The sequence below is a fragment of the Micromonospora sp. NPDC050686 genome (assembly GCF_040654475.1).
Lineage (GTDB): Bacteria > Actinomycetota > Actinomycetes > Mycobacteriales > Micromonosporaceae > Micromonospora.
Map to the genome: position 1 here is coordinate 1 of NZ_JBFAID010000002.1, position 18,949 is coordinate 18,949.

At 73.6% G+C, this 18,949-nt stretch carries 17 protein-coding genes; 8 read left to right on the forward strand and 9 right to left on the reverse strand.

Translation table 11 applies throughout. The annotated features are described in order from the left end of the window. Nucleotides 1-81: 81 nt before the first annotated feature. Genes AB0H57_RS02160 through AB0H57_RS02170 form a run of 3 tightly spaced genes read right to left on the reverse strand, consistent with a single transcriptional unit; the run spans nucleotide 82 to nucleotide 1,498 of the window. On the reverse strand, nucleotides 82-537 hold the full coding sequence (locus AB0H57_RS02160; RefSeq protein WP_357501739.1) for a hypothetical protein: 456 nt from the start codon (nucleotides 535-537) through the stop codon (nucleotides 82-84). Continuing rightward, on the reverse strand, nucleotides 519-1,139 hold the full coding sequence (locus AB0H57_RS02165; RefSeq protein WP_357502295.1) for an HNH endonuclease family protein: 621 nt from the start codon (nucleotides 1,137-1,139) through the stop codon (nucleotides 519-521). Before AB0H57_RS02165 ends, AB0H57_RS02160 begins: the two co-directional genes overlap by 19 nt. Further along, a complete protein-coding gene (locus AB0H57_RS02170) occupies nucleotides 1,028-1,498 on the reverse strand; it encodes a helix-turn-helix domain-containing protein (protein ID WP_357501741.1) in 471 nt (156 codons plus the stop codon). The genes AB0H57_RS02165 and AB0H57_RS02170 overlap by 112 nt, the downstream gene beginning before the upstream one ends. Nucleotides 1,499-1,599: 101 nt before the next feature. On the opposite strand from AB0H57_RS02170, the gene AB0H57_RS02175 reads away from it, so the two are divergent. Next, nucleotides 1,600-3,075, forward strand: coding sequence for an MFS transporter (locus AB0H57_RS02175; protein WP_357501743.1), 1,476 nt, complete (start codon nucleotides 1,600-1,602; stop codon nucleotides 3,073-3,075). Nucleotides 3,076-3,129: 54 nt separating this feature from the next. Here the strand turns inward: AB0H57_RS02175 and leuA are convergent, their stop codons facing one another. Further along, nucleotides 3,130-4,881, reverse strand: a complete 1,752-nt coding sequence (gene leuA / locus AB0H57_RS02180) for a 2-isopropylmalate synthase (protein ID WP_357501745.1) — start codon at nucleotides 4,879-4,881, stop codon at nucleotides 3,130-3,132. Nucleotides 4,882-5,116: 235 nt separating this feature from the next. Continuing rightward, nucleotides 5,117-6,334, reverse strand: coding sequence for an MFS transporter (locus AB0H57_RS02185; protein WP_357501747.1), 1,218 nt, complete (start codon nucleotides 6,332-6,334; stop codon nucleotides 5,117-5,119). A gap of 165 nt (nucleotides 6,335-6,499) precedes the next feature. On the opposite strand from AB0H57_RS02185, the gene AB0H57_RS02190 reads away from it, so the two are divergent. Next, complete coding sequence (locus tag AB0H57_RS02190; RefSeq protein ID WP_357501749.1) at nucleotides 6,500-7,468, forward strand: ArsR family transcriptional regulator; 969 nt, start codon at nucleotides 6,500-6,502, stop codon at nucleotides 7,466-7,468. Here the strand turns inward: AB0H57_RS02190 and AB0H57_RS02195 are convergent, their stop codons facing one another. After that, nucleotides 7,469-8,008 carry a nitroreductase family protein gene (locus AB0H57_RS02195; RefSeq protein WP_357501751.1) on the reverse strand — a complete coding sequence of 180 codons (540 nt, stop codon included), beginning with the start codon at nucleotides 8,006-8,008 and terminating at the stop codon, nucleotides 7,469-7,471. Between the two features lie 83 nt (nucleotides 8,009-8,091). Further along, nucleotides 8,092-8,898: a hypothetical protein gene (locus AB0H57_RS02200; RefSeq protein WP_357501753.1), complete on the reverse strand. Its 807-nt coding sequence runs from the start codon at nucleotides 8,896-8,898 to the stop codon at nucleotides 8,092-8,094. A gap of 269 nt (nucleotides 8,899-9,167) precedes the next feature. On the opposite strand from AB0H57_RS02200, the gene AB0H57_RS02205 reads away from it, so the two are divergent. Both AB0H57_RS02205 and AB0H57_RS02210 read left to right on the forward strand, forming a co-directional pair. Beyond that, on the forward strand, nucleotides 9,168-10,433 hold the full coding sequence (locus AB0H57_RS02205; RefSeq protein ID WP_357501755.1) for an aspartate kinase: 1,266 nt from the start codon (nucleotides 9,168-9,170) through the stop codon (nucleotides 10,431-10,433). Between the two features lie 4 nt (nucleotides 10,434-10,437). Then, nucleotides 10,438-11,499 carry an aspartate-semialdehyde dehydrogenase gene (locus AB0H57_RS02210; protein ID WP_357501757.1) on the forward strand — a complete coding sequence of 354 codons (1,062 nt, stop codon included), beginning with the start codon at nucleotides 10,438-10,440 and terminating at the stop codon, nucleotides 11,497-11,499. Between the two features lie 139 nt (nucleotides 11,500-11,638). On the opposite strand, the gene AB0H57_RS02215 is transcribed toward AB0H57_RS02210, so the two are convergent. Next, complete coding sequence (locus AB0H57_RS02215; protein ID WP_357501759.1) at nucleotides 11,639-13,060, reverse strand: diguanylate cyclase; 1,422 nt, start codon at nucleotides 13,058-13,060, stop codon at nucleotides 11,639-11,641. A gap of 203 nt (nucleotides 13,061-13,263) precedes the next feature. Here AB0H57_RS02215 and AB0H57_RS02220 point away from each other — a divergent pair, with 203 nt between their 5' ends. From AB0H57_RS02220 to AB0H57_RS02230, 3 genes are all read left to right on the forward strand, one after another. Further along, nucleotides 13,264-14,043, forward strand: coding sequence for a phosphodiesterase (locus AB0H57_RS02220; RefSeq protein ID WP_357501761.1), 780 nt, complete (start codon nucleotides 13,264-13,266; stop codon nucleotides 14,041-14,043). A gap of 23 nt (nucleotides 14,044-14,066) precedes the next feature. Continuing rightward, nucleotides 14,067-14,702, forward strand: coding sequence for a histone deacetylase (locus AB0H57_RS02225; RefSeq protein WP_357501763.1), 636 nt, complete (start codon nucleotides 14,067-14,069; stop codon nucleotides 14,700-14,702). A 421-nt stretch (nucleotides 14,703-15,123) separates the two neighbouring features. Further along, nucleotides 15,124-16,866, forward strand: coding sequence for a bifunctional metallophosphatase/5'-nucleotidase (locus tag AB0H57_RS02230; protein ID WP_357501765.1), 1,743 nt, complete (start codon nucleotides 15,124-15,126; stop codon nucleotides 16,864-16,866). A gap of 148 nt (nucleotides 16,867-17,014) precedes the next feature. Here the strand turns inward: AB0H57_RS02230 and AB0H57_RS02235 are convergent, their stop codons facing one another. After that, nucleotides 17,015-18,292 carry an MFS transporter gene (locus AB0H57_RS02235; RefSeq protein WP_357501767.1) on the reverse strand — a complete coding sequence of 426 codons (1,278 nt, stop codon included), beginning with the start codon at nucleotides 18,290-18,292 and terminating at the stop codon, nucleotides 17,015-17,017. A 144-nt stretch (nucleotides 18,293-18,436) separates the two neighbouring features. On the opposite strand from AB0H57_RS02235, the gene AB0H57_RS02240 reads away from it, so the two are divergent. Next, nucleotides 18,437-18,910 carry a hypothetical protein gene (locus AB0H57_RS02240; RefSeq protein WP_357501769.1) on the forward strand — a complete coding sequence of 158 codons (474 nt, stop codon included), beginning with the start codon at nucleotides 18,437-18,439 and terminating at the stop codon, nucleotides 18,908-18,910. Nucleotides 18,911-18,949 lie beyond the last annotated feature (39 nt).

An 18,949-nucleotide genomic window follows, 5' to 3' on the forward strand; every position in this document is an offset into this window, starting at 1 on the left:
CCGGTGCCGTTACGGGCGTCGAAGCTGCCGGCCAGCCGGGCGGCCCGGGCGGCCAGCTGGGCGCCGAGCGCCGTCGTCCGGTCAGCCCTCGGGGCGGTTGAGCAGGGCGACGGCCACGTTGTGCACCGCCTCCAGCGCGGCGGGGTCGGCCAGCGGCACCCGGCCGCCGGTCACCACGTACCACTCGTCGGCGTCCTTGTACTGGACGTGAAGGGTGAGCTGGCCATCGGCGTAGTCGGTCCGCAGGGTCAGCTCGCCGGTGACCACACCGGCCTCGTCGGTCATCACCCCGCCCGGGCCGGCCACGATGTCGGTGCTGCGGCTCTGCGGGGTGCTCCTCCCGGCCTTCGCCGCCGGCTCGCCGCCGGGCGGTGCGCCCGGTGCCTCGCCCACCGCCGCCGCCGCGGCGGCGTCACCGCTGCCGGTGGCGGTGGCGTCCGCGCTGCCGGTCGCCGGGGCGGCGGCGTCCCCGCCCGCGTCCGGCGTCTGCTCCGGGGCGGGCGTCGCCCCGGGGTCGGTCACCGCTTGTTCGCCCATGTGCAGTCCTCCAACATGTCGGCCAGGGCGGCCTTCTCGGCGGTGGTCACCGTGAGCCGCCAGTAGTGTTTGACGGTCACCCAGCTCTCGGCGTACGTGCACCAGTAGGAGCGGTTCGGCGGCTTCCACCGGGACGGGTCCTGATCACCCTTTGCCCGGTTGGACGTGCGGGAAACCGCGATGAGCTGCGGCCGGGTCAGGTCGTTGGCGAAGTTGCCGCGCTTGGCGTCGTCCCAGTCGGCGGCGCCGCTGCGCCACGCCGCCGCCAGCGGGACGGTGTGGTCGATGTCCACCTCGATCGGATCGCTGAGGACCTTGCCGTCGTACGCGCTCTCCCAACGGCCGCCCACCACGTTGCAGCCGGAGAGGCGGATGCCCTCGCCGTCACGCTTCAGGACGCTGTCCCGGACGTCGCAATTCTTGCCGGTGTCCCGCCAGTGCGGGAAGCGGCTCCGGCTGTAGCCGCGCATCGGCCCTTCCTTGGCGACCGTCAGCTGGTCGAGCTGCTGGCGGACGTTGCCGTTGACCGTCGGGGTGGCCTCCGGCTGGTCGGGGTCGACCGGGACGCAGCCGGCCCCACCGAACGCGAGCGCCGCGGCCAGTGCCGCCGCCGCGGCCACCCGTGCTGCTGATCTGGTACGCACGAACACTCCTCCAGCTTGCGCCTTCCCGACGAGCCAGCACAGTACCCCGCCGCGCCTTCGGCGATTCGTGGCACAAAGGAGAACCCACACCGGCAGATTGGCAGAGTTCGATCACGACCGTTGGTATCGCGGACGAGTCGAGTGGTCAGCTTGTGCAGGTGGTCGCGTCGCCGGTCGGCGGCCCGGGCGCGGGTCCGGGCGTCGAGCGCCCGGTTGTAGACCAACCGGACGCACCCGACGGTACGGTTCAACTGATCGGCCTGCTCAGACGACGGATAGCAGCGGTACCCGTGAGCCCGCCTCACCACCTCACCCACGTCTCACGTCCTACCAACAGCCCATGTAAGAACATCACCCGAGGGGAGGGAGCGGCGTCACCCCCCCCACCTGAACCGGGGGTGTCCACGCCGCGCACCCGATGACGGAATCCGAACCCGCGCTCCGGATCGGCACTCCCGCGGGGCGGGGCACCCTGCTCGCCGCGATCCTCGCCTCCGGCGCGGTGTTTCTGGACAGTACGGTCATCAACGTGGCCCTGCCCCGGCTCGGCGCCGAACTGGGCGCCACCGTGGCGGATCTGCAGTGGACCGTCAACGGATACCTGCTCATGTTGGCGGCGTTCGTACTGCTCGGCGGGGCGCTCGGCGACCGGTTCGGCCGGCGACGCGTCTTCCTGCTCGGGGTGGTCTGGTTCGCCGTCGCCTCCGTCCTCTGCGGACTGGCCCAGGGCACCGGTGAGCTGATCGCCGCGCGGGTCCTCCAGGGCGCCGGCGGCGCGCTGCTCACCCCCGGCTCGCTCTCCGTGCTCCAGGCCAGCTTCCATCCCGACGACCGGGGGCGGGCCATCGGCGTCTGGGCCGGACTGTCCGGGGTCTCCACCGCGCTCGGCCCGTTCCTGGGCGGCTGGCTGATCGACGCGCTCTCCTGGCGGTGGATCTTCTTCATCAACCTGCCGCTGGCCGTGGCGGTGGTGTTCGCGGCGCTGCGCTGGGTGCCGGAGAGCCGGGACGTCGACGTCGCGCGTACCGGCCGGCGCCGGTTCGACATGACCGGCGCGGCCCTCGGCGCGCTGGGACTGGGCGGCATCACGTACGCCTTGATCGACGCCCCGGCCCGCGGCGTCCGCTCGCTGCCGGTGCTGCTGTCGGTGCTGGTCGGGGTGGTCGCGGCGGCCGGCTTCGTCTGGCTGGAGCGGCGTCGCGGCGAGGCCGCGATGCTGCCCACCGGCCTCTTCTCCAGCCGGCTCTTCTCGGCGCTGAACGTCTTCACCGTGGTGGTGTACGCCGCGCTCGGCGGCTTCACCTTCTTCCTCGCCGTCTACCTGCAGAACGTCGTGGGCTGGTCGGCCCTGCGCACCGGCCTGGCCACGGTGCCGATGACGGTGCTGCTGCTGATCGGATCGTCCCGCGCCGGCGCGCTTTCCGCCCGGATCGGGCCCCGGCTGCCGCTCACCGTCGGGCCGGTGATCGCCGCGGTCGGGTTGCTGCTGCTGCGGGGCGTGCGGCCCGGCGCCTCGTACTGGACGGATGTGCTGCCCGGGGTGGTGCTCTTCGGCATCGGGCTGACCCTGGTGGTGGCGCCGCTGACCGCGTCCGTGCTGGCCGCCGTGTCGGACCGGTTCGCCGGGGTGGCGAGCGGCTTCAACAACGCCGCCTCCCGGGCCGGCGGCCTGCTGGCGGTGGCCGCCCTGCCACTGCTGGTCGGGCTCTCCGGCACCGGGTACGAGCAGAAGGCGGACCTGACCCACGCCTACCGGGGAGCGCTGGCCTGGTGCGCGGGGCTGCTGCTGGGCGGCGCGCTGCTGGCCGCCGTGTTGGTGCGCCGCCCGACCAGGGAGGCTCCCGGCGCGCAACCCTGCCCCTCGCTGCCCGCCGCCACACCCCCGGACAGGTGAAAGGAAGGGGCCCCGCTTAACGCTTTTGTATAGGCGGGGGCCCCTTCTTGCACCTCAGCGGTGGGCGCGGTTGACGGCGCTGGTTACTGCGCGGATGGAGGCGGTGACGATGTTGGCGTCGGTGCCGACGCCCCAGACCGTACGGCCGTTGACCTCGCACTCGACGTAGGCGGCGGCCTGCGCGTCGCCACCGGAGGAGAGCGCGTGCTCGTGGTAGTCGAGCACGCGTACCGCCACGCCGAGGGACTGCAGCGCGTTGACGTACGCGTCGATCGGGCCGTTGCCCACCGCGGCCAGCACCCGCTGCTCGCCGCCGGTGCCGACGCTGGCCTCGATCTCCACCTTGCCGTCGGCGGTGCCGAGGCTGTAGGTGGTCAGCGTGATCGCCGGGTCGACCTGGTGGTCGAGCAGGTAGTTGCGGGCGAAGATCTCCCACATGCTGCCCGGGTCGACCTCGCCGCCGTCGTGGTCGGTGACCTGCTGCACCACGCCGGAGAACTCGATCTGGAGCCGGCGGGGCAGGTCGAGCTGGTGCTCGGTCTTCATGATGTACGCGACGCCGCCCTTGCCGGACTGCGAGTTGACCCGGATGACCGCCTCGTAGGTGCGGCCCAGGTCCTTCGGGTCGATCGGCAGGTAGGGCACCGCCCAGGTGTGCTCGTCGACCGGCACCCCGGCGGCCCGCGCGTCCAGGGCCAGGGCGTCGAAGCCCTTGTTGATCGCGTCCTGGTGCGAGCCGGAGAAGGCGGTGTAGACCAGGTCGCCGGCGTACGGGTGGCGCTCGTGCACCGGCAGTTGGTTGCAGTATTCGACCGCGCGCTTGATCTCGTCGACGTTCGAGAAGTCGATCATCGGGTCGATGCCCTGGGAGAACAGGTTCAGCCCCAGGGTGACCAGGTCGACGTTGCCGGTGCGCTCGCCGTTGCCGAACAGGCAGCCCTCGATCCGGTCGGCGCCGGCCAGCAGGCCCAGCTCGGCGGCGGCCACCCCGGTGCCCCGGTCGTTGTGCGGGTGCAGGCTCAGCACCAGGCTGTCCCGCCGGGGCAGGTGCCGGTGCATCCACTCGATCGAGTCGGCGTACACGTTCGGCATGGCCATCTCGACGGTCGCCGGCAGGTTGACGATCAGCTTGCGGCCCGGGGTCGGGTCGACGACCTCGATGACCGCCGAGCAGACCTCCAGCGCGTACTCCAGCTCGGTGCCGGTGTACGACTCCGGCGAGTACTCGTAGTGGATGTCGGTGTCCGGGGTGTGGATCTCCGCGTACTTCTGGCAGAGCCGGGCGCCGGAGGTGGCGACGTCGGTGATGCCGTCCCGGTCCAGGCCGAAGACCACCCGGCGCTGCAACGTCGAGGTGGAGTTGTAGAAGTGCACGATGGCCCGGCGGGCACCGCGCAGCGACTCGAAGGTCCGGTCGATCAGGTGCTCCCGGCACTGGGTCAGCACCTGGATGGTGACGTCCTCGGGGATCAGGTCCTGCTCGATCAGCTGTCGGACGAAGTCGTAGTCGGTCTGGCTGGCCGAGGGGAAGCCGACCTCGATCTCCTTGTAGCCCAGCTGCACCAGCAGTTGGAACATCCGGCGCTTGCGCTCCGGGGACATCGGGTCGATCAGCGCCTGGTTGCCGTCGCGCAGGTCGACCGCGCACCAGCGCGGGGCGGCCTCGACGCGGCGGGTCGGCCAGGTGCGGTCCGGCAGGTCGAGCCGGAACTGCTGGTGGTACGGCAGGTAGCGGTGGATCGGCATCCGGCTGGGACGCTGCCGGGCGATCGGATCGGTCTCAGCGTCGACGGCGGGTTGAGCCATGGCGGAGTGCTCCCTGGAACATGTGGCGTCAGCAATCGGAAGGTGTCGGCTGGTGCGGAGCGACGATGCTCCGGCGGTGCCGAGGAAGAATTCGGATGTGCTGGACGGCGCGGTTCAACTCCGCGACGAGGTGCCGGCCGTCAGGCCTCGTCGCGGCGGCGAAGGAGAAGCTGCGCCTGCCACATGACAGGGTGACCCTACGTGATCGGGTCGGCCTTGGTAAGGCGCGTCCGAACTATGGGACCGGGGTCACCCTCTCGAACTCCGGGCTCGCCGCGCCCAGGCGGCGGGTCCGCCCGGTCCACGCCACCGCCGGCACGATCGCCAGCCCGACCAACGCGAAGATCGCCGCCATCGGGTACCAGCCCCAGCCGCCGGTCGTCACGCCCAGCGCGGTCAGCCCCGCCGGGGCGATCAGGTACTGCACCTGCTCGCCGAGCCGCAGCGCCCCCACGTACGCGCCGCGCTGGTCGTCCGGCGGAAGGGTGGCGGTGAGCCCCCAGGTGCCCGCAGACTCGATCAGCTCGGCCAGGATCAGCACCGTCGCGGCGGCCACCAGCACCACCACGGTGAGCGGGCCCCGGGTGACTCCGGAGATCGGCAGGACCAGACAGGCCAGGGCGATCAGCAGACCGCCACGGCGGGAGGCCCGCGCTGCGCCCGCGGCAGTGTCGGCGCCTCGGCTGACGCGTACCTGGAGCAGCACGATCAGGACCGTGTTGAGCAGCACCAGGGCGGCGATCACCGTCTTCGGGGCGTCGGTGTGGGTGAGGATCCAGAGCGGCATGACCGTCAGGTAGAGCACCCCGTGCGCGGTGAGCAGCCCGGACAGCAGGGACACCACCATGAACGGCCGGTCCCGCAGGACGGCGAGCCGACCCATCGGCTCCACCGGCCGGGTCACCTGCGGCAGTCGGGGCAGTCGTCGTACGAACAGGGCCGTCACCAGGATCACCGCCGCGATGAACCAGACCATTCCCCGGTACGCCTCGATCGTGTCCACCGTCAGCACCAGGCCGCTGATCACCGCGCCCAGCCCGAAGCCGACGTTCAACGACGATCGCTGGTACGCCATCGCCGTGACCCGTTCGGCCGGGGGGAGCGCGTTGATCGAGTAGACCTGACGGGCCACACCGGTCGACGCGTCCACCGCCGCCAGCGCCACCACCACGGCGAGGAAGCTTGCGAAGCCGCCCACGAACGGGTACGACGCGAAGAGCGCCGCGTCCAGCACCAGCCCGACGATCCAGACCCGCTGCGGCCCGTACCGGTCGGTGAGCCCGCCCAGCGGCACCGTGCCGAGCAGCGATACCCCTGCCGCGATGGACAGGCCCAGCCCGACCTGGGCGGCGCTGAGCCCCAGCGCCCGGGTGAAGAAGACGGCGCTGCCGGCGTGGAACAGGCCGCTGCCGACGGCGTAGACCATGGCCTGCACGGCCAGCGCGCGGGTCAACCCGGCTGGCGGTACAACGTTTCGGACGGCGGTGCGGATGGTGTCTCTGGCCCCCATGGGCGGTGAGTGAATCCTGTCCCCATGGTTCCGGTCGAACCTTTTAGGCTGGACCGAATCCTGGGTTCGGGGGGTCGTGTGTCCGAGTTGCGGTTCAGCCTGGCTGACGTGGCGGGTGTGCGGCTCGCCGTGTCGCCGGTCAACGAGACGGTCATGAGTATGTGGGCGCTCGCCGACCCGGTCCGCTACCCGGTGCACCTGCCCTGGATCGAGCGCGCCCGGGTGATCCTGCGCCGTCCGGAGGTCGCTGCCCGGGTCCGACCGCTGGTGGAGCTGACCTGGCGGGGTTGCCCGCTGCCCGATTTCCTCACCCCGGCGGCCCGTCCGAACGTGGAGTTGGCCGAGCAGCTCGGCCAGATCGCGGCGACGCCGCCGGCCGTGGTGGTCCAGGACCTGCTGGCGACCACCCCGCGCCGGCCGCTGAGTCCGTACGGGCAGGCGCTGCTCACCGACCCCCGTGGGCTGCTGCCGCAGCTCGTCGACGCGGTGCGGGTCTGGTACGACGAGGCGATCGCCCCGGACTGGCCGCGGATACGCGCGCTACTCGACGCCGACGTGGCGTACCGGGCCGCCCAGCTCGCCGAGAACGGGGCCGGTCGGTTCTTCGAGCAGCTCCACCCGGGCCTGCGCTGGCTCGGCGACCGGGTGGTCAGCGACGATCCGTTCGAACGGGACTTTGACCTGCGCGGTCGCGGGTTGGCGCTGAACCCGACGGTGTTCACCGACCGGCGGGTGCTGTGGAACCTGCTGGAGGACTCACCACCGGCCGGGGCGTACCCGGTCCGGGCGGTCGGGACGCTCTGGGAGGTGACCACGCCGCCGCCCGGCGACCCGTTGGCGCGGGTGATCGGCCCCGGGCGGGCCACGCTGCTGCACCTGCTCGACACGGCGACCACCACCACCGACCTGGCCCGACTCGCCGGGATGTCCGCCGGAAACGTCTCGCAGCACCTGGCCGCGTTGCACGCCGCTGGCCTGGTCAGTCGGTCTCGACAGGGTCGGCACGTCCTCTATCGCAACACCGACGCGGCGGGGGTGCTGCTGCGGGCCAGCGGGGTGGCTGACCCGGTCGGGTGATCAGGCGAGCAGGAGGGTGGGCAGGGGACGGCGGCGGCGCAGGGCGGTCTCCCGGGTGAGCAGGTCGGGCGGCAGGGCGTGCGGATCACCGAGCCGGCCGACGGCGGCCACCACCATCGGCCGTACGTCGGCGGGCAGGTCGAGGTCGGCGGCGAGCCCGTGGTGGTCGAAGCGGGTCAGCTGGTGCACGTACAGGCCGAGCGCGGTGGCCTGGACGGTCAGGTGGGCGACGGCCTGCCCCAGGTCGTACGCGCGCCGCTCGGCGTCCCCGCCCGGCCCGTCGGCGTGGCCGCCGACCAGCAGCGCCGAGGCGTGCCGCGCCCAGCGCTGGTCCTCCGCCGGCAGGTTCACCAGGATCCGCTTGCCGGTCTCGTCGTCCCGGTGCCCGAGCAGGAACCGCCAGGGCTGGCGGTTGCCCGCCGACGGTGCCCAGCGGGCGGCCTCCAGCAGGCAGGCCACGTCGGCGTCGGCCAGCCGGGCCGTCGGGTCGAAGGCGTGGGGGCTCCAGCGGAAGGCGAGCAGCGGGTGGAGATCGGACATGGGAGGAGCGTCCCGTATGGGCGTTTCAGTCGGCGGGGTGGGCCCGGCAAATGTGGTCAAGGGCACCCGTAACGCTTCACCGGTCAGGGCGTTGGCGTGGGCTCCGCCGTCCCCGACGGGGCCGTCGTCCCCGGCGCGGCTGGCGGGGCCGCCGTCTCCCACGGCGGGCGGTCCACCACCGGCCCGGCCAGCGTGACGGTGTCCGGCGCCGGCCCGGGGGGCCGGGCGAGCCGCAGCGTGCCCAGCGCCGACCGGAGGGCGGTCAGCGTCCCGTCCGGCTGGTAGCAGTAGACGCCGACGTCCAGCGGGGCGTCCAGCGAGGCCGACGTGGAGTCGACCGAGAAGCAGGCGCCGGCGACCCCCTTCGGCGGCGGGGCGGTGGAGACCGCCAACGGGGCCCGCTGGTCGTTGAGCACCACCGGCCAGTCGGTGAACGGGTGCTGGACCCGGGGGTCGTACGGTCCCGGCACTCGGTCGTCCGGGTCCCCGAGCCGCACGCAGCCGGCCGCCTCCGGGTGGCCGCTGGAGGGCAGGGCGCACTGGAACAGTCCGTCGGCGGTGGCGGCGAGCGAGACGTCGATCGTCCCGCCGCCCGCGCCGCCCGGGACGTCCACCCGCCAGCTGCCGTCGTTCGCGGTGGTCACCTCGATCGTCCGCTCGGCGCGGTCCCCGCCCGTCAGCGTGTAGCGGGCGGTGAGGTGCCGGTCCCGGGCCGCCGTGGCCAGGGCGGTCAACTGGTCCCGAGCGGTGTCGATCGAGGCGGGGACGGGGTCCACGCTCGCCGTCGGGGCGTCCGCCGGGGGGTCCGCGGCGCAGGCGGCGAGCATCGCCGGGAGGAGGAGCGCGAGCGGACCGGCCAACCGGCGCACCGCGCGGTGATGGGCATGCACCCGGCCATTCTGCGGTGCCGGCCACCCGCCGTGGGGAGCCGTCCCGGCCGGCGTGTCGCGGTTCGCCGGCGCTGCCTGCGTACCCCCTCGCGGCCCAGGTGGGGCGGCCTGGTCGGCCGGGCGGAGCCGGCCTGGGCAGGCCGGATGGTGGGATCACCCGACCCGGCGGCGCGCGGCGCCCGATACCCTGAGGTGGTCTGACCCGCGCCGCCGGACCCGATGCCGGCGGCGTCGGCACGCTCAGGGACGCTGGGAGGGAGTGCGCCGTCGTGGCACTCGTGGTGCAGAAGTACGGCGGGTCCTCCGTCGCCAACGCCGAGCGGATCAAGCGGGTGGCCGAGCGCATCGTCGCCGCCCGAAAGGCCGGCGACGACGTGGTGGTGGTGGTCTCCGCGATGGGGGACACCACCGACGAGCTGCTCGACCTGGCCAACCAGGTGAGCCCGCTGCCGCCGGGCCGCGAGCTGGACATGCTGCTCACCGCCGGGGAGCGGATCTCCATGGCGCTGCTCGCCATGGCCATCCACAACCTCGGGTACGAGGCCCGTTCGTTCACCGGCTCGCAGGCCGGGGTGATCACCACCTCGGTGCACGGCCGGGCCCGGATCATCGACGTCACCCCGGGGCGGCTCAAGGGCGCGCTGGACGAGGGCGCGGTGGTCATCGTGGCCGGCTTCCAGGGCGTCTCGCAGGACACCAAGGACGTGACCACGCTCGGCCGGGGCGGCTCGGACACCACCGCCGTGGCGCTCGCCGCCGCGCTGCACGCCGACGTCTGCGAGATCTACACCGACGTGGACGGCATCTTCAGCGCCGACCCGCGGATCGTGCCGAACGCCCGGCACATCAAGAAGATCACCTACGAGGAGACGCTGGAGCTGGCCGCCTGCGGCGCCAAGGTGCTGCACCTGCGCAGCGTGGAGTACGCGCGGCGCGCGGGCTTGCCGATCCACGTCCGTTCGTCATACTCGACCAACACCGGAACCATGGTCAGCGGATCGATGGAGGACCTTCCTGTGGAACAGGCACTGATCACCGGCGTCGCCCACGACCGCAGCGAAGCGAAGATCACCATCGTCGGGGTGCCCGACGAGCCGGGCGCGGCCGCGAAGATCTTCGACACCGTCGCGGCTGCCGAGATCAACATCGACATGATCGTGCAGAACGTCTCCACCGAGGGCACCGGCCGCACCGACATCTCGTTCACCCTGCCCAAGACCGACGGGCCGACCGCGATGGCCGCGCTGAACAAGATCCAGGACGCGGTCAAGTTCAAGGGCCTGCTCTACGACGACCACGTCGGCAAGGTGTCGCTGATCGGCGCCGGCATGCGGTCGCACCCGGGCGTGGCGGCCGGCTTCTTCGCCGCCCTCGGCGCCGCCGGGGTCAACATCGAGATGATCTCCACCTCGGAGATCCGGGTCTCGGTGGTCTGCCGCGACACCGACCTGGACAAGGCGGTCCGCGCCATCCACGACCAGTTCGACCTGGGCGGCGAGACCGAGGCCGTGGTCTACGCGGGCACCGGGCGGTAGCCGGATGACCCGGCTGCCCACCCTCGCCGTGATCGGGGCGACCGGTGCCGTCGGCACCGTGATGTGCCAGCTGCTCTCCTCCCGGCGCAACGTCTGGGGCGAGATCCGGCTGCTCGCCTCGGCGCGGTCGGCCGGCCGCACGGTGCTCTGCCGGGGCGAGGAGCTGACCGTCCGGGAGCTCACCCCCGAGGCGCTCGACGGCGTCGACGTGGCCATGTTCGACGTCCCCGACGAGGTGTCGGCGCGGTGGGCGCCGATCGCGGTGGACCGCGGCGCGATCGTCGTGGACAACTCGGGCGCGTTCCGGATGGACCGCGACGTCCCGCTGGTGGTGCCGGAGATCAACCCGGAGCAGGTGCGCAACCGGCCCAAGGGCATCATCGCCAACGCCAACTGCACCACCCTCGCGATGATCGTCGCGATCGCCCCGCTGCACCGCGAGTACGGCCTGCGCGAGCTGGTGCTCGCCTCGTACCAGGCGGTCTCCGGGGCGGGGCAGGCCGGGGTGGACGCCCTGCACGCCCAGCTCGGCAAGATCGCCGGGGACCGGGTGCTCGGCTCCCGCGCGGGCGACGTCCGGCAGGCGGTCGGCGACGAGCTGGGCCCGTTCCCGGCCCCGCTGGCGCTCAACGTGGTGCCCTGGGCCGGCTCGCTGGCCGACGGTGGGTGGTCGTCCGAGGAGATGAAGATGCGCAACGAGTCGCGCAAGATCCTCGGCCTGCCCGACCTGAAGGTCTCCGCCACCTGCGTACGGGTGCCGGTGGTGACCGGCCACTCGGTCGCCGTGCATGCGGTCTTCGGCACCGAGGTCGACGCCGAGGGCGCCCGGGAGGCGCTGCGCAACGCGCCGGGGGTGATCCTGGTCGACGACCCCGCCGCGGGCGAGTTCCCGATGCCCATCGACGCGGTCGGCACCGACCCGTCCTGGGTCGGCCGCATCCGCCGGGCGATCGACGACCCGCGCGCCCTCGACCTCTTCGTCACCGGCGACAATCTCCGCAAGGGCGCCGCCCTGAACACCGCCCAGATCGCCGAGCTGCTGGCCAGGGAACTCACCCGCCCCTGACCGCCGCCCGCGACGGCCGTCTCGGGCGCTCGTCGGGACTGGGCTCTGCGGATGCCGCGCCTTCCCGTGCCGGCTACAGCGCGACATGCCGCAAGCCGGCGCCCGCACCGTGGCCCGGGGGGCGGGCCGGGCGGGGGTGTCAGGCGGCGGAGAGGTGGACGCCGTCGCGGCCCTGCCGCTTGACCGCGTAGAGCGCCTGGTCGGCGCGGCGCATGGCGAGTTCCGGGCGCTCGCCGGGCTGGGCGACCGCCACGCCCACGCTGATCGTCCGGCCCACGCCACGGGCCGCCTCGGCGAGGCGCTCGGCGATCCGGACCGCCTCGTCCGGGCGGCTCACCTCGAGCACCGCGACGAACTCGTCGCCGCCGATCCGGTACAGCTCGTCGCCGTGGCGCAGCGCCCCCTCCAGGGCCCGGGCCAGCCCCACCAGCAGCCGGTCGCCGGCCTGGTGGCCGTACGTGTCGTTGACGTCCTTGAAACCGTCCACGTCGATGGCGAGCAGGGCGGTACGCCCCGGGGTGGCCGCCGCGATCCGCTGGCCGAACGGCCCGGTGTGCCGCAGCCCGGTGAGCGGGTCCGAACTCGCCTGTTCGCGGAGCCGGGCCAGGGTGCGCAGCCGGTCGAGGCAGGTCCACGCCTGCCCGGCGAGCAGCTCCATCAGGTTGACGGTGGTCGGGTCGGGGCGCAGCAGCCGGTCGTCGGCGACCAGCAGCACCCCACCCGCGTCCGGCGTACCGACCGGGACCGCGATCAGGGTGCGCACGCCGGCCCGGGCGATCGGCTCGTACTCGTCGGTGGGGCGGTGCCCGGCCTCGCCCAGGGTGTAGCCGGAGCCGTACCGGTGGGCCCGGGTGATCATCCGCCGCAGCGCCTCCGGGCCGGCCTCGGCCAGTTCGGCCCGTACCCGGCTCTCCAACTCGCCCGGCGCGTCGGTCGGCCCGCCGAGGCGGGGCCCGTCCCCGCCGGCGAGGACCAGCATCGCGGCGGCGAGGCCGGAGACGTCCCGGGCGGCGCCGATCGCCTCGGTCAGCAGCTCCCACTGGGTGGGGGCGGCGGTCAGCGTGGCGGCGTGCCGGAGCAGTTTCTCGCTGCGGCTCTCGGCGGGCGGCCCGCCCAGCGCGGTGATCCGCGCGCCCAGCCCGCCGGCCAGCCGCTCAGCGGTGGCGCGCCACCGGTCCAGCTCCTCCGGCGCGCTCCACTGCAGGTCGAGCACGCCGACCGGCCGGCCGGTCGAGTCGCACAACGGCACGCAGATCTCGGCGGTCACGTCGGGGCGTACCGGGAGGTAGGCCGGGTCGGCGGCGACGTCCGCCACGGTGACGGCGTGCCCGGTGGCGTAGACCCGGCCGGCGATGCCGCTGCCCGGCGCGACGGTGGAGAAGACCTGCCAGGAGCCGGTCGCCGCGACGCAGCGGAGCCGGCCCTGGACGTGCAGCAGCACGGCGATGGCGGCCGGCGTGTAGCGGGCGAGGGCGGCCACGGTCCACTGGCACGCCTCGACGGCGGTCGACGCCATGGGCAGTCGGACCGTGACGTCTCGGATGACCCGGTTGTGATCCACGCGGCACGTCGTTCCAGGTAAGGGGGCGCGGCGGGCGGCGCCCGGGGGCGGATCAAGGGTAGTCCGCCGCCCGCCGCTCCGCCCAGCAGCAAGATCAGCGCTGGCTTCGTACACATGTTTCATCCACAGGCTGTGGACGGCGCGGGCCCCGGCCGGCGGTGCCGGCCGGTAGCGTGGGAGGCCCGAACCGCTGGGAGGTTCCGGTGCTCATCGCCCAACTCAGCGACCCGCACGTGACCACCGGCCCGCTCGCCGCCGAGCCGGCGACCGGCCTGCACCGGGCGCTCGGCCGGGTGCTGGCGCTGCGCCCCCGGCCGGACTGCGTGGTGATCACCGGTGACCTGGTCGCCAACGGGCGCACCGACGAGTACGTCGCGCTCCGCGAGATCGTCGGGCGGTTCCCGTTGCCGGTCCACCTCGCGACCGGCAACCACGACGACCGCGAGGCGCTGCTGGACACCTTCGGCGGCACGCCGTACGTCGGGGGCGGCTTCTCGGCGCACTACCACCTGGACCATCCGGACGCCACGCTCGTGGTGCTCGACTCGCTGGCACCCGGCGACACCGGCGGCCGGCTCGGCGAGGAGCAACTCGGCTGGCTCGACGGGGTGCTCGCCGGCCGACCCGAGGTGCCCGCCGTGGTGTGCCTGCACCATCCGCCGGTCGCGGTCGGCGTGCCCACCGCCGACGCCGTCCGGCTCGCCGACGCGGACGCGCTGGCCGAGGTGATCGGCCGGCACCCGCACGTCGTTCGCGTCGCCGCCGGGCACCTGCACCGGCCGGTGACCAGTGCCTTCGCCGGCACGGTGTTGACCACCGCACCGAGCACCTGGGTGCAGGCCGCCCTCGCGATGAGCGCCGAGGAGGAGGCCGGGCTGGTCGCCGAGCCGACCGCCTTCCTGCTGCACCGGGTGGTCGGCGGCGGCTGCGTCACGCACACCGTGCAGGTCAGCCACGCCGCCGGGCGGGCCGGTTGGTACTGAGCCGCCGACGGCAGGCTGAGCGCGTGGACCCGCTCTGGTACGTCGCCTACGGCTCGAACATGTCCGCCGCCCGGCTCGGGTGTTACCTGTCGGGCGGGCGTCCGCCGGGCGGGCTGCGGTCGTACCCGGGCTGCCGGGACGGCCGGCCACCGCGCCGCTCCGCGCCGGTGCTGGTGCCCGGCGGCGTGTACTTCGCCGGCGAGTCGCGGGCCTGGACCGGCGGGATGGCCTTCTACGACCCGCGACTGCCCGGGGTGGCGGCGGCCCGCGGCTGGCTGCTGACCGGCGAGCAGTTCGCGGACCTGGCCGCCCAGGAGATGTACCGGCCGCCGGGCGCCGACCTGGCCGGGATCGAGGCGGCGGTGGCCACCGGCCGGGCGACGCTCGGCCCCGGCCGGTACGAGACCCTGATCCGGGTCGGCACCCGGGACGGCCTGCCCATGCTCACCTTCACCGCGCCCTGGCGGGCGGAGGACGTGTCGTGGAACGCACCGGCGCCGGCCTACCTCGGGATGCTGGCCGGTGGGCTGCGGGAGGCGCACCGCTGGCCGGCGGCCCGGATCACCGATCACCTGGCCGGCCTGCGTGGGGTGGCCGGCCGCTGGGAGCGGGCGGCGGTCGAGGAGCTGGTGACCGGCGGACCGCCGCCGGCCGGCTGAGACGGGCGGCGGGGGCGGCCCGTGGGCCGCACCCGCCGTCAGGATGCCCTTACAGGGCGTTCAGGATCCGGTTGAGCAGGGCGACGATGCCGTTGAGCACGCCACCCAGACCACCGCTCGGCTCGCGGCGATCGGCCGTGCGGTCGGCGCCGGGATCGTCCGATCGGGCCTACCCCGGTGTACGCCGAACGCGGGGCGGAATTCACCTGCCCGTCATGTCGGAAACGTCGGGAGGACCGGAGCGGGTTCCCTGGCCCTGCTGTCCTTCCCGTGTCGACCGATCGCGGTACGGATGAGAGGCTGTCCCGGGCAGCGTCGTGACCCCCACCGCTGCCAGCCCGTGATCGACCCCTGTCACCGGCGTCCCCCACCCGGCGCGGCAACCGCCCGGGCACGTGCGCCGAAACTCACGAGGAGTTCCATGTCCATCCCCGGGATGCGTCGGGCCACCATCGGCCTGACCGCGCTCGCCGTGACCGCGCTCGGCGCCGTCACCGCCGCCCCCGACCAGGCGGAGGCCGGCCCGAAGCCGGTCGACGTCAAGCTGCTCGCCATCAACGACCTGCACGGCAACCTGGAGCCCCCGTCGGGTAGCAGCGGCACCATCGCCGGCCAGAACGCCGGTGGCGTCGAGTACCTCGCCACCCAGCTCGCCAAGCTGCGCGGCGACTCCAAGAAGAAGCAGGAGCACACCATCACGGTCGCCGCGGGCGACCTGATCGGCGCCTCGCCGCTGCTCTCCGCCGCCTTCCACGACGAGCCCACCATCGAGGCGCTCAACCTGGCCGGTCTGGACTTCGCCAGCGTCGGCAACCACGAGTTCGACGAGGGCGCGAGCGAGCTGCTCCGGATCCAGAACGGCGGCTGCCACCCGGTCGACGGCTGCGCCGACGGCACCCCGTACAAGGGCGCCGAGTTCCAGTACCTCTCCGCGAACGCCTTCAAGACCGCGACCGGCAAGCCGCTGCTGCCGCCGTACGCGGTCAAGAAGGTCGACGGCGTCAAGGTCGGCTTCATCGGGATGACCCTGGAGGGCACCCCGGAGATCGTCAGCCAGCAGGGCGTCGCCGGCCTCACCTTCGCCGACGAGGCGGACACCGCCAACCGGTACGCCCGCATCCTGCAGGCCCAGGGCGTGCAGAGCATCGTCGTGCTGCTGCACGAGGGTGGCGTGCAGACCACCGGTTCCGACATCAACGGCTGCGCCGGCTTCTCCGGCCCGATCGTGGACATCGTCAACCGGATGGACCCGGCCATCGACGCGGTGGTCAGCGGGCACACCCACCAGGCGTACAACTGCGAGGTCAACGGCAAGCTGGTGACCAGCGCCAGCTCGTTCGGCCGCCTGGTCACCGACATCGACCTGTCCATCGATCGCCAGACCGGCGACGTGCGCACCGCCAAGGCGAACAACGTCGTCGTCACCCGGGACGTGGCCAAGGACCCGGCGCAGACCACGCTGATCAACCACTACAAGACGGCGCTCGGCCCGGTCGCCACGAAGGTGGTCGGCCAGACCAGCGCGGCGATCACCAAGACCCCCGAGGTCCTGATCGGCAGCGCGCCCTGCGACTACAAGGTGATCAAGGGGTCCTGCGGTGAGTCCGCGCTGGGCAACGTGATCGCCGACGCGCAGCTCGCCGCCACCGACGACGAGCAGGGCGCGGTCGCCGCCTTCATGAACCCGGGCGGCGTCCGGGCCGACCTCGACGCCGGCCCGGTCACCTACGAGGAGGCCTTCACCGTCCAGCCGTTCGCCAACAACCTGGTGACGCTGGACCTGACCGGGGCGCAGCTCTACTGCATGCTGGAGCAGCAGTTCGTCGCCGGCCCGGTGCTGCTGCCGTCGTCGACCGTCCGCTACGTGGTGGACCTCAACGGCACCACCGGGACCACCGCCGACCCGTGCTCCGGCACCCGGATCGTCCGCGGCAGCCTCACCATCGGCGGCACCGCGGTGACCGCCGACGCCACCTACCGGATCACGGTGAACAACTTCCTCGCCGGCGGCGGCGACGGCTTCAGCGTCCTCACCGGCGGGAAGAACATGGTCACCGGGCCGATCGACCTGGACGCCTTCGTGGCGTACCTGACCGAGAAGTCCCCGGTCTCGGCGCCGGCCCTCGACCGGATCCGCACCACGGCCGAGGTCCCGGCCGCCTGATCCAGCGCAACGCCCGAACGGGCCCCGGAGCGATTCTGGCTCCGGGGCCCGTTCCGCGTCCGGTCCCTCGCCGGGCGGGGGAGGCCGCGGGCTGCGGCATGTCGGCCTGCTCGGGGCGGGGGTGGCCTCGGTCTGTCCCGGTAACAGGTCAGGCGGGCGCTGGTTCCTCGGCACGGGTGGCGGCGGAACGGCCGTCCTGCGCCGCGGAGAGCATCGGGCGCAGCGACAGGGCCAGCAGCGAGGCGACCAGGCAGCCACCGACCACCACGGCCACCCAGATCTTGCCGTCCGCCGCGCCGATCAGCGGGCCGGCGGTCACCGGGCCGATCACGCCGCTGATGCCGAAGATCATCGAGCTCATCGCGTTGTACCGGCCGCGCAGCTCGTCGGTGGCGAGCGCGTTGGTCAGCGCCGGCATCACCGGCGACAGCATCGTCTCGCCGAAGCCGAAGATCACCGCGCAGGCCACCACCCCGAGGGCCGCGAGCAGCGCATGCCCCGGGCCGACCAGGCCGGCCCCGCCGAGCACCAGCCAGGCGGCGGCGAAGAACCCGCCGACGACGGCCAGCGCCCCGGTGCGGCTGCGCCCCTCGAGGTGCCGGAGCACCAGCAACTGGGCCAGCACGATCATCACGGTGTTGCCGGCCAGCGCCCAGGCCACCACCCGGGGACTGACCTCGGCCACCCGGATCGCGAACGCGGTGAAGCCCACCTCGACCTGCGCGTACCCGCAGGTGGTCAGGACCAGGCCGAAGATCACCAGCCGCCGGAACGGGCGGTCCCGCAGCACGGTCAGGTAGCCGCCGGCGGAACCCTTCCCGTCGGTCGCCCCGCCGACCACCAGCCGGTGACCGACCCCGCGCAGGCTCAGCAGGATCAGCGCCGGCACCAGGTAGGTCACCGCGTCCAGCAGGTAGATCAGCTGGAAGGTGGCCGGCCGGGCGATGTCCACGATCGCCCCGGAGGTCAGCCCGCCGATGCCGATGCCGAGGTTGAGCAGGGCGAAGTTCAACCCGTACACCCGCTGCCGCTCGCCGACGTCGGTGAGCGAGGCGAGGATGGTGTTCTGGCCCGACCAGATCGCCGAGCCGCCCACCGCGATCACCGTCGCCACCGCGAAGGCCGACGCCGTCGAGTCGACCAGCGCCAGCGCGCCGGTGCCCGCCGCCTCGATCAGCAGGCAGGGCAGCACCACCCGGCGGGCGCCGAACCGGTCGATCAGCGTGCCGCCCAGCGGCGACAGGGCCAGGGTGACCGCGCCGTACCAGCCGATGACCAGGCCGGCCCGCGGGTCGGAGAGGCCGCGCACGTCGGTCAGGTAGATGAAGAGGAACGGCAGGGTCAGGCCCCGGCCGATCGCCGAGAGCAGGGTGCCGACCAGGATCCGGCGGGCTTCCGGACGGCGGGGCAGGGCGCGACGCAGCATGGCTGGGATTCTCTTCGTACGGTGTGACAGGCCGCGACCCCATTACCGCCGGGCGCCGCTGCCGCCGCCCCGCGGCGTGACCGAGCACACCCGCCGGGGCCGACGCGCGTCCGGAACGTCGGCGGGGTCTGGAATGCTGGGCCGGTGACCGCGACCTGGCGCCACCTGCCCGCCCCGGCCCGCGAGATCGCGGTGTCCGCCGAGGAGGCCGTGGCCGCCGCGCGAGCCCGGGACTCCGATGCGTACGCACCGGCCACCGCCCGGCTCGCCGCCGCCGACCGGTCCGGGCTGGTCCTCGGCGCGGTGGTACGCCTGCTGCTGGAGGAGACCAACCCCGACGGGCTGGACGGCGACGACGTGCGGCGGGTGCTGGAACGCTGCGTCCGGGGCGCGGCGCAGTGGCGGGCGGACGTCGACCCGCACGTGGTGCTGGTGCTGCTCGCCTCCGCCCTCGGCGTGTACGACCCGGGCGACGATGACACCCCGCCCGACCCGGCCGCGATCGCCCGGCACGCGCCGCTGCTGGTGACCGACCTGCTCGCCGCGTCGGGCCGTCCGCTGGCCGGCTGCCTGGACGCGGCCTTCGCCGAGGTCGCCCGCACCGAACTGCACGACTGAACCCGGCCCGGCCGGCGCCGTCACGGCGTGCCCGGCTCC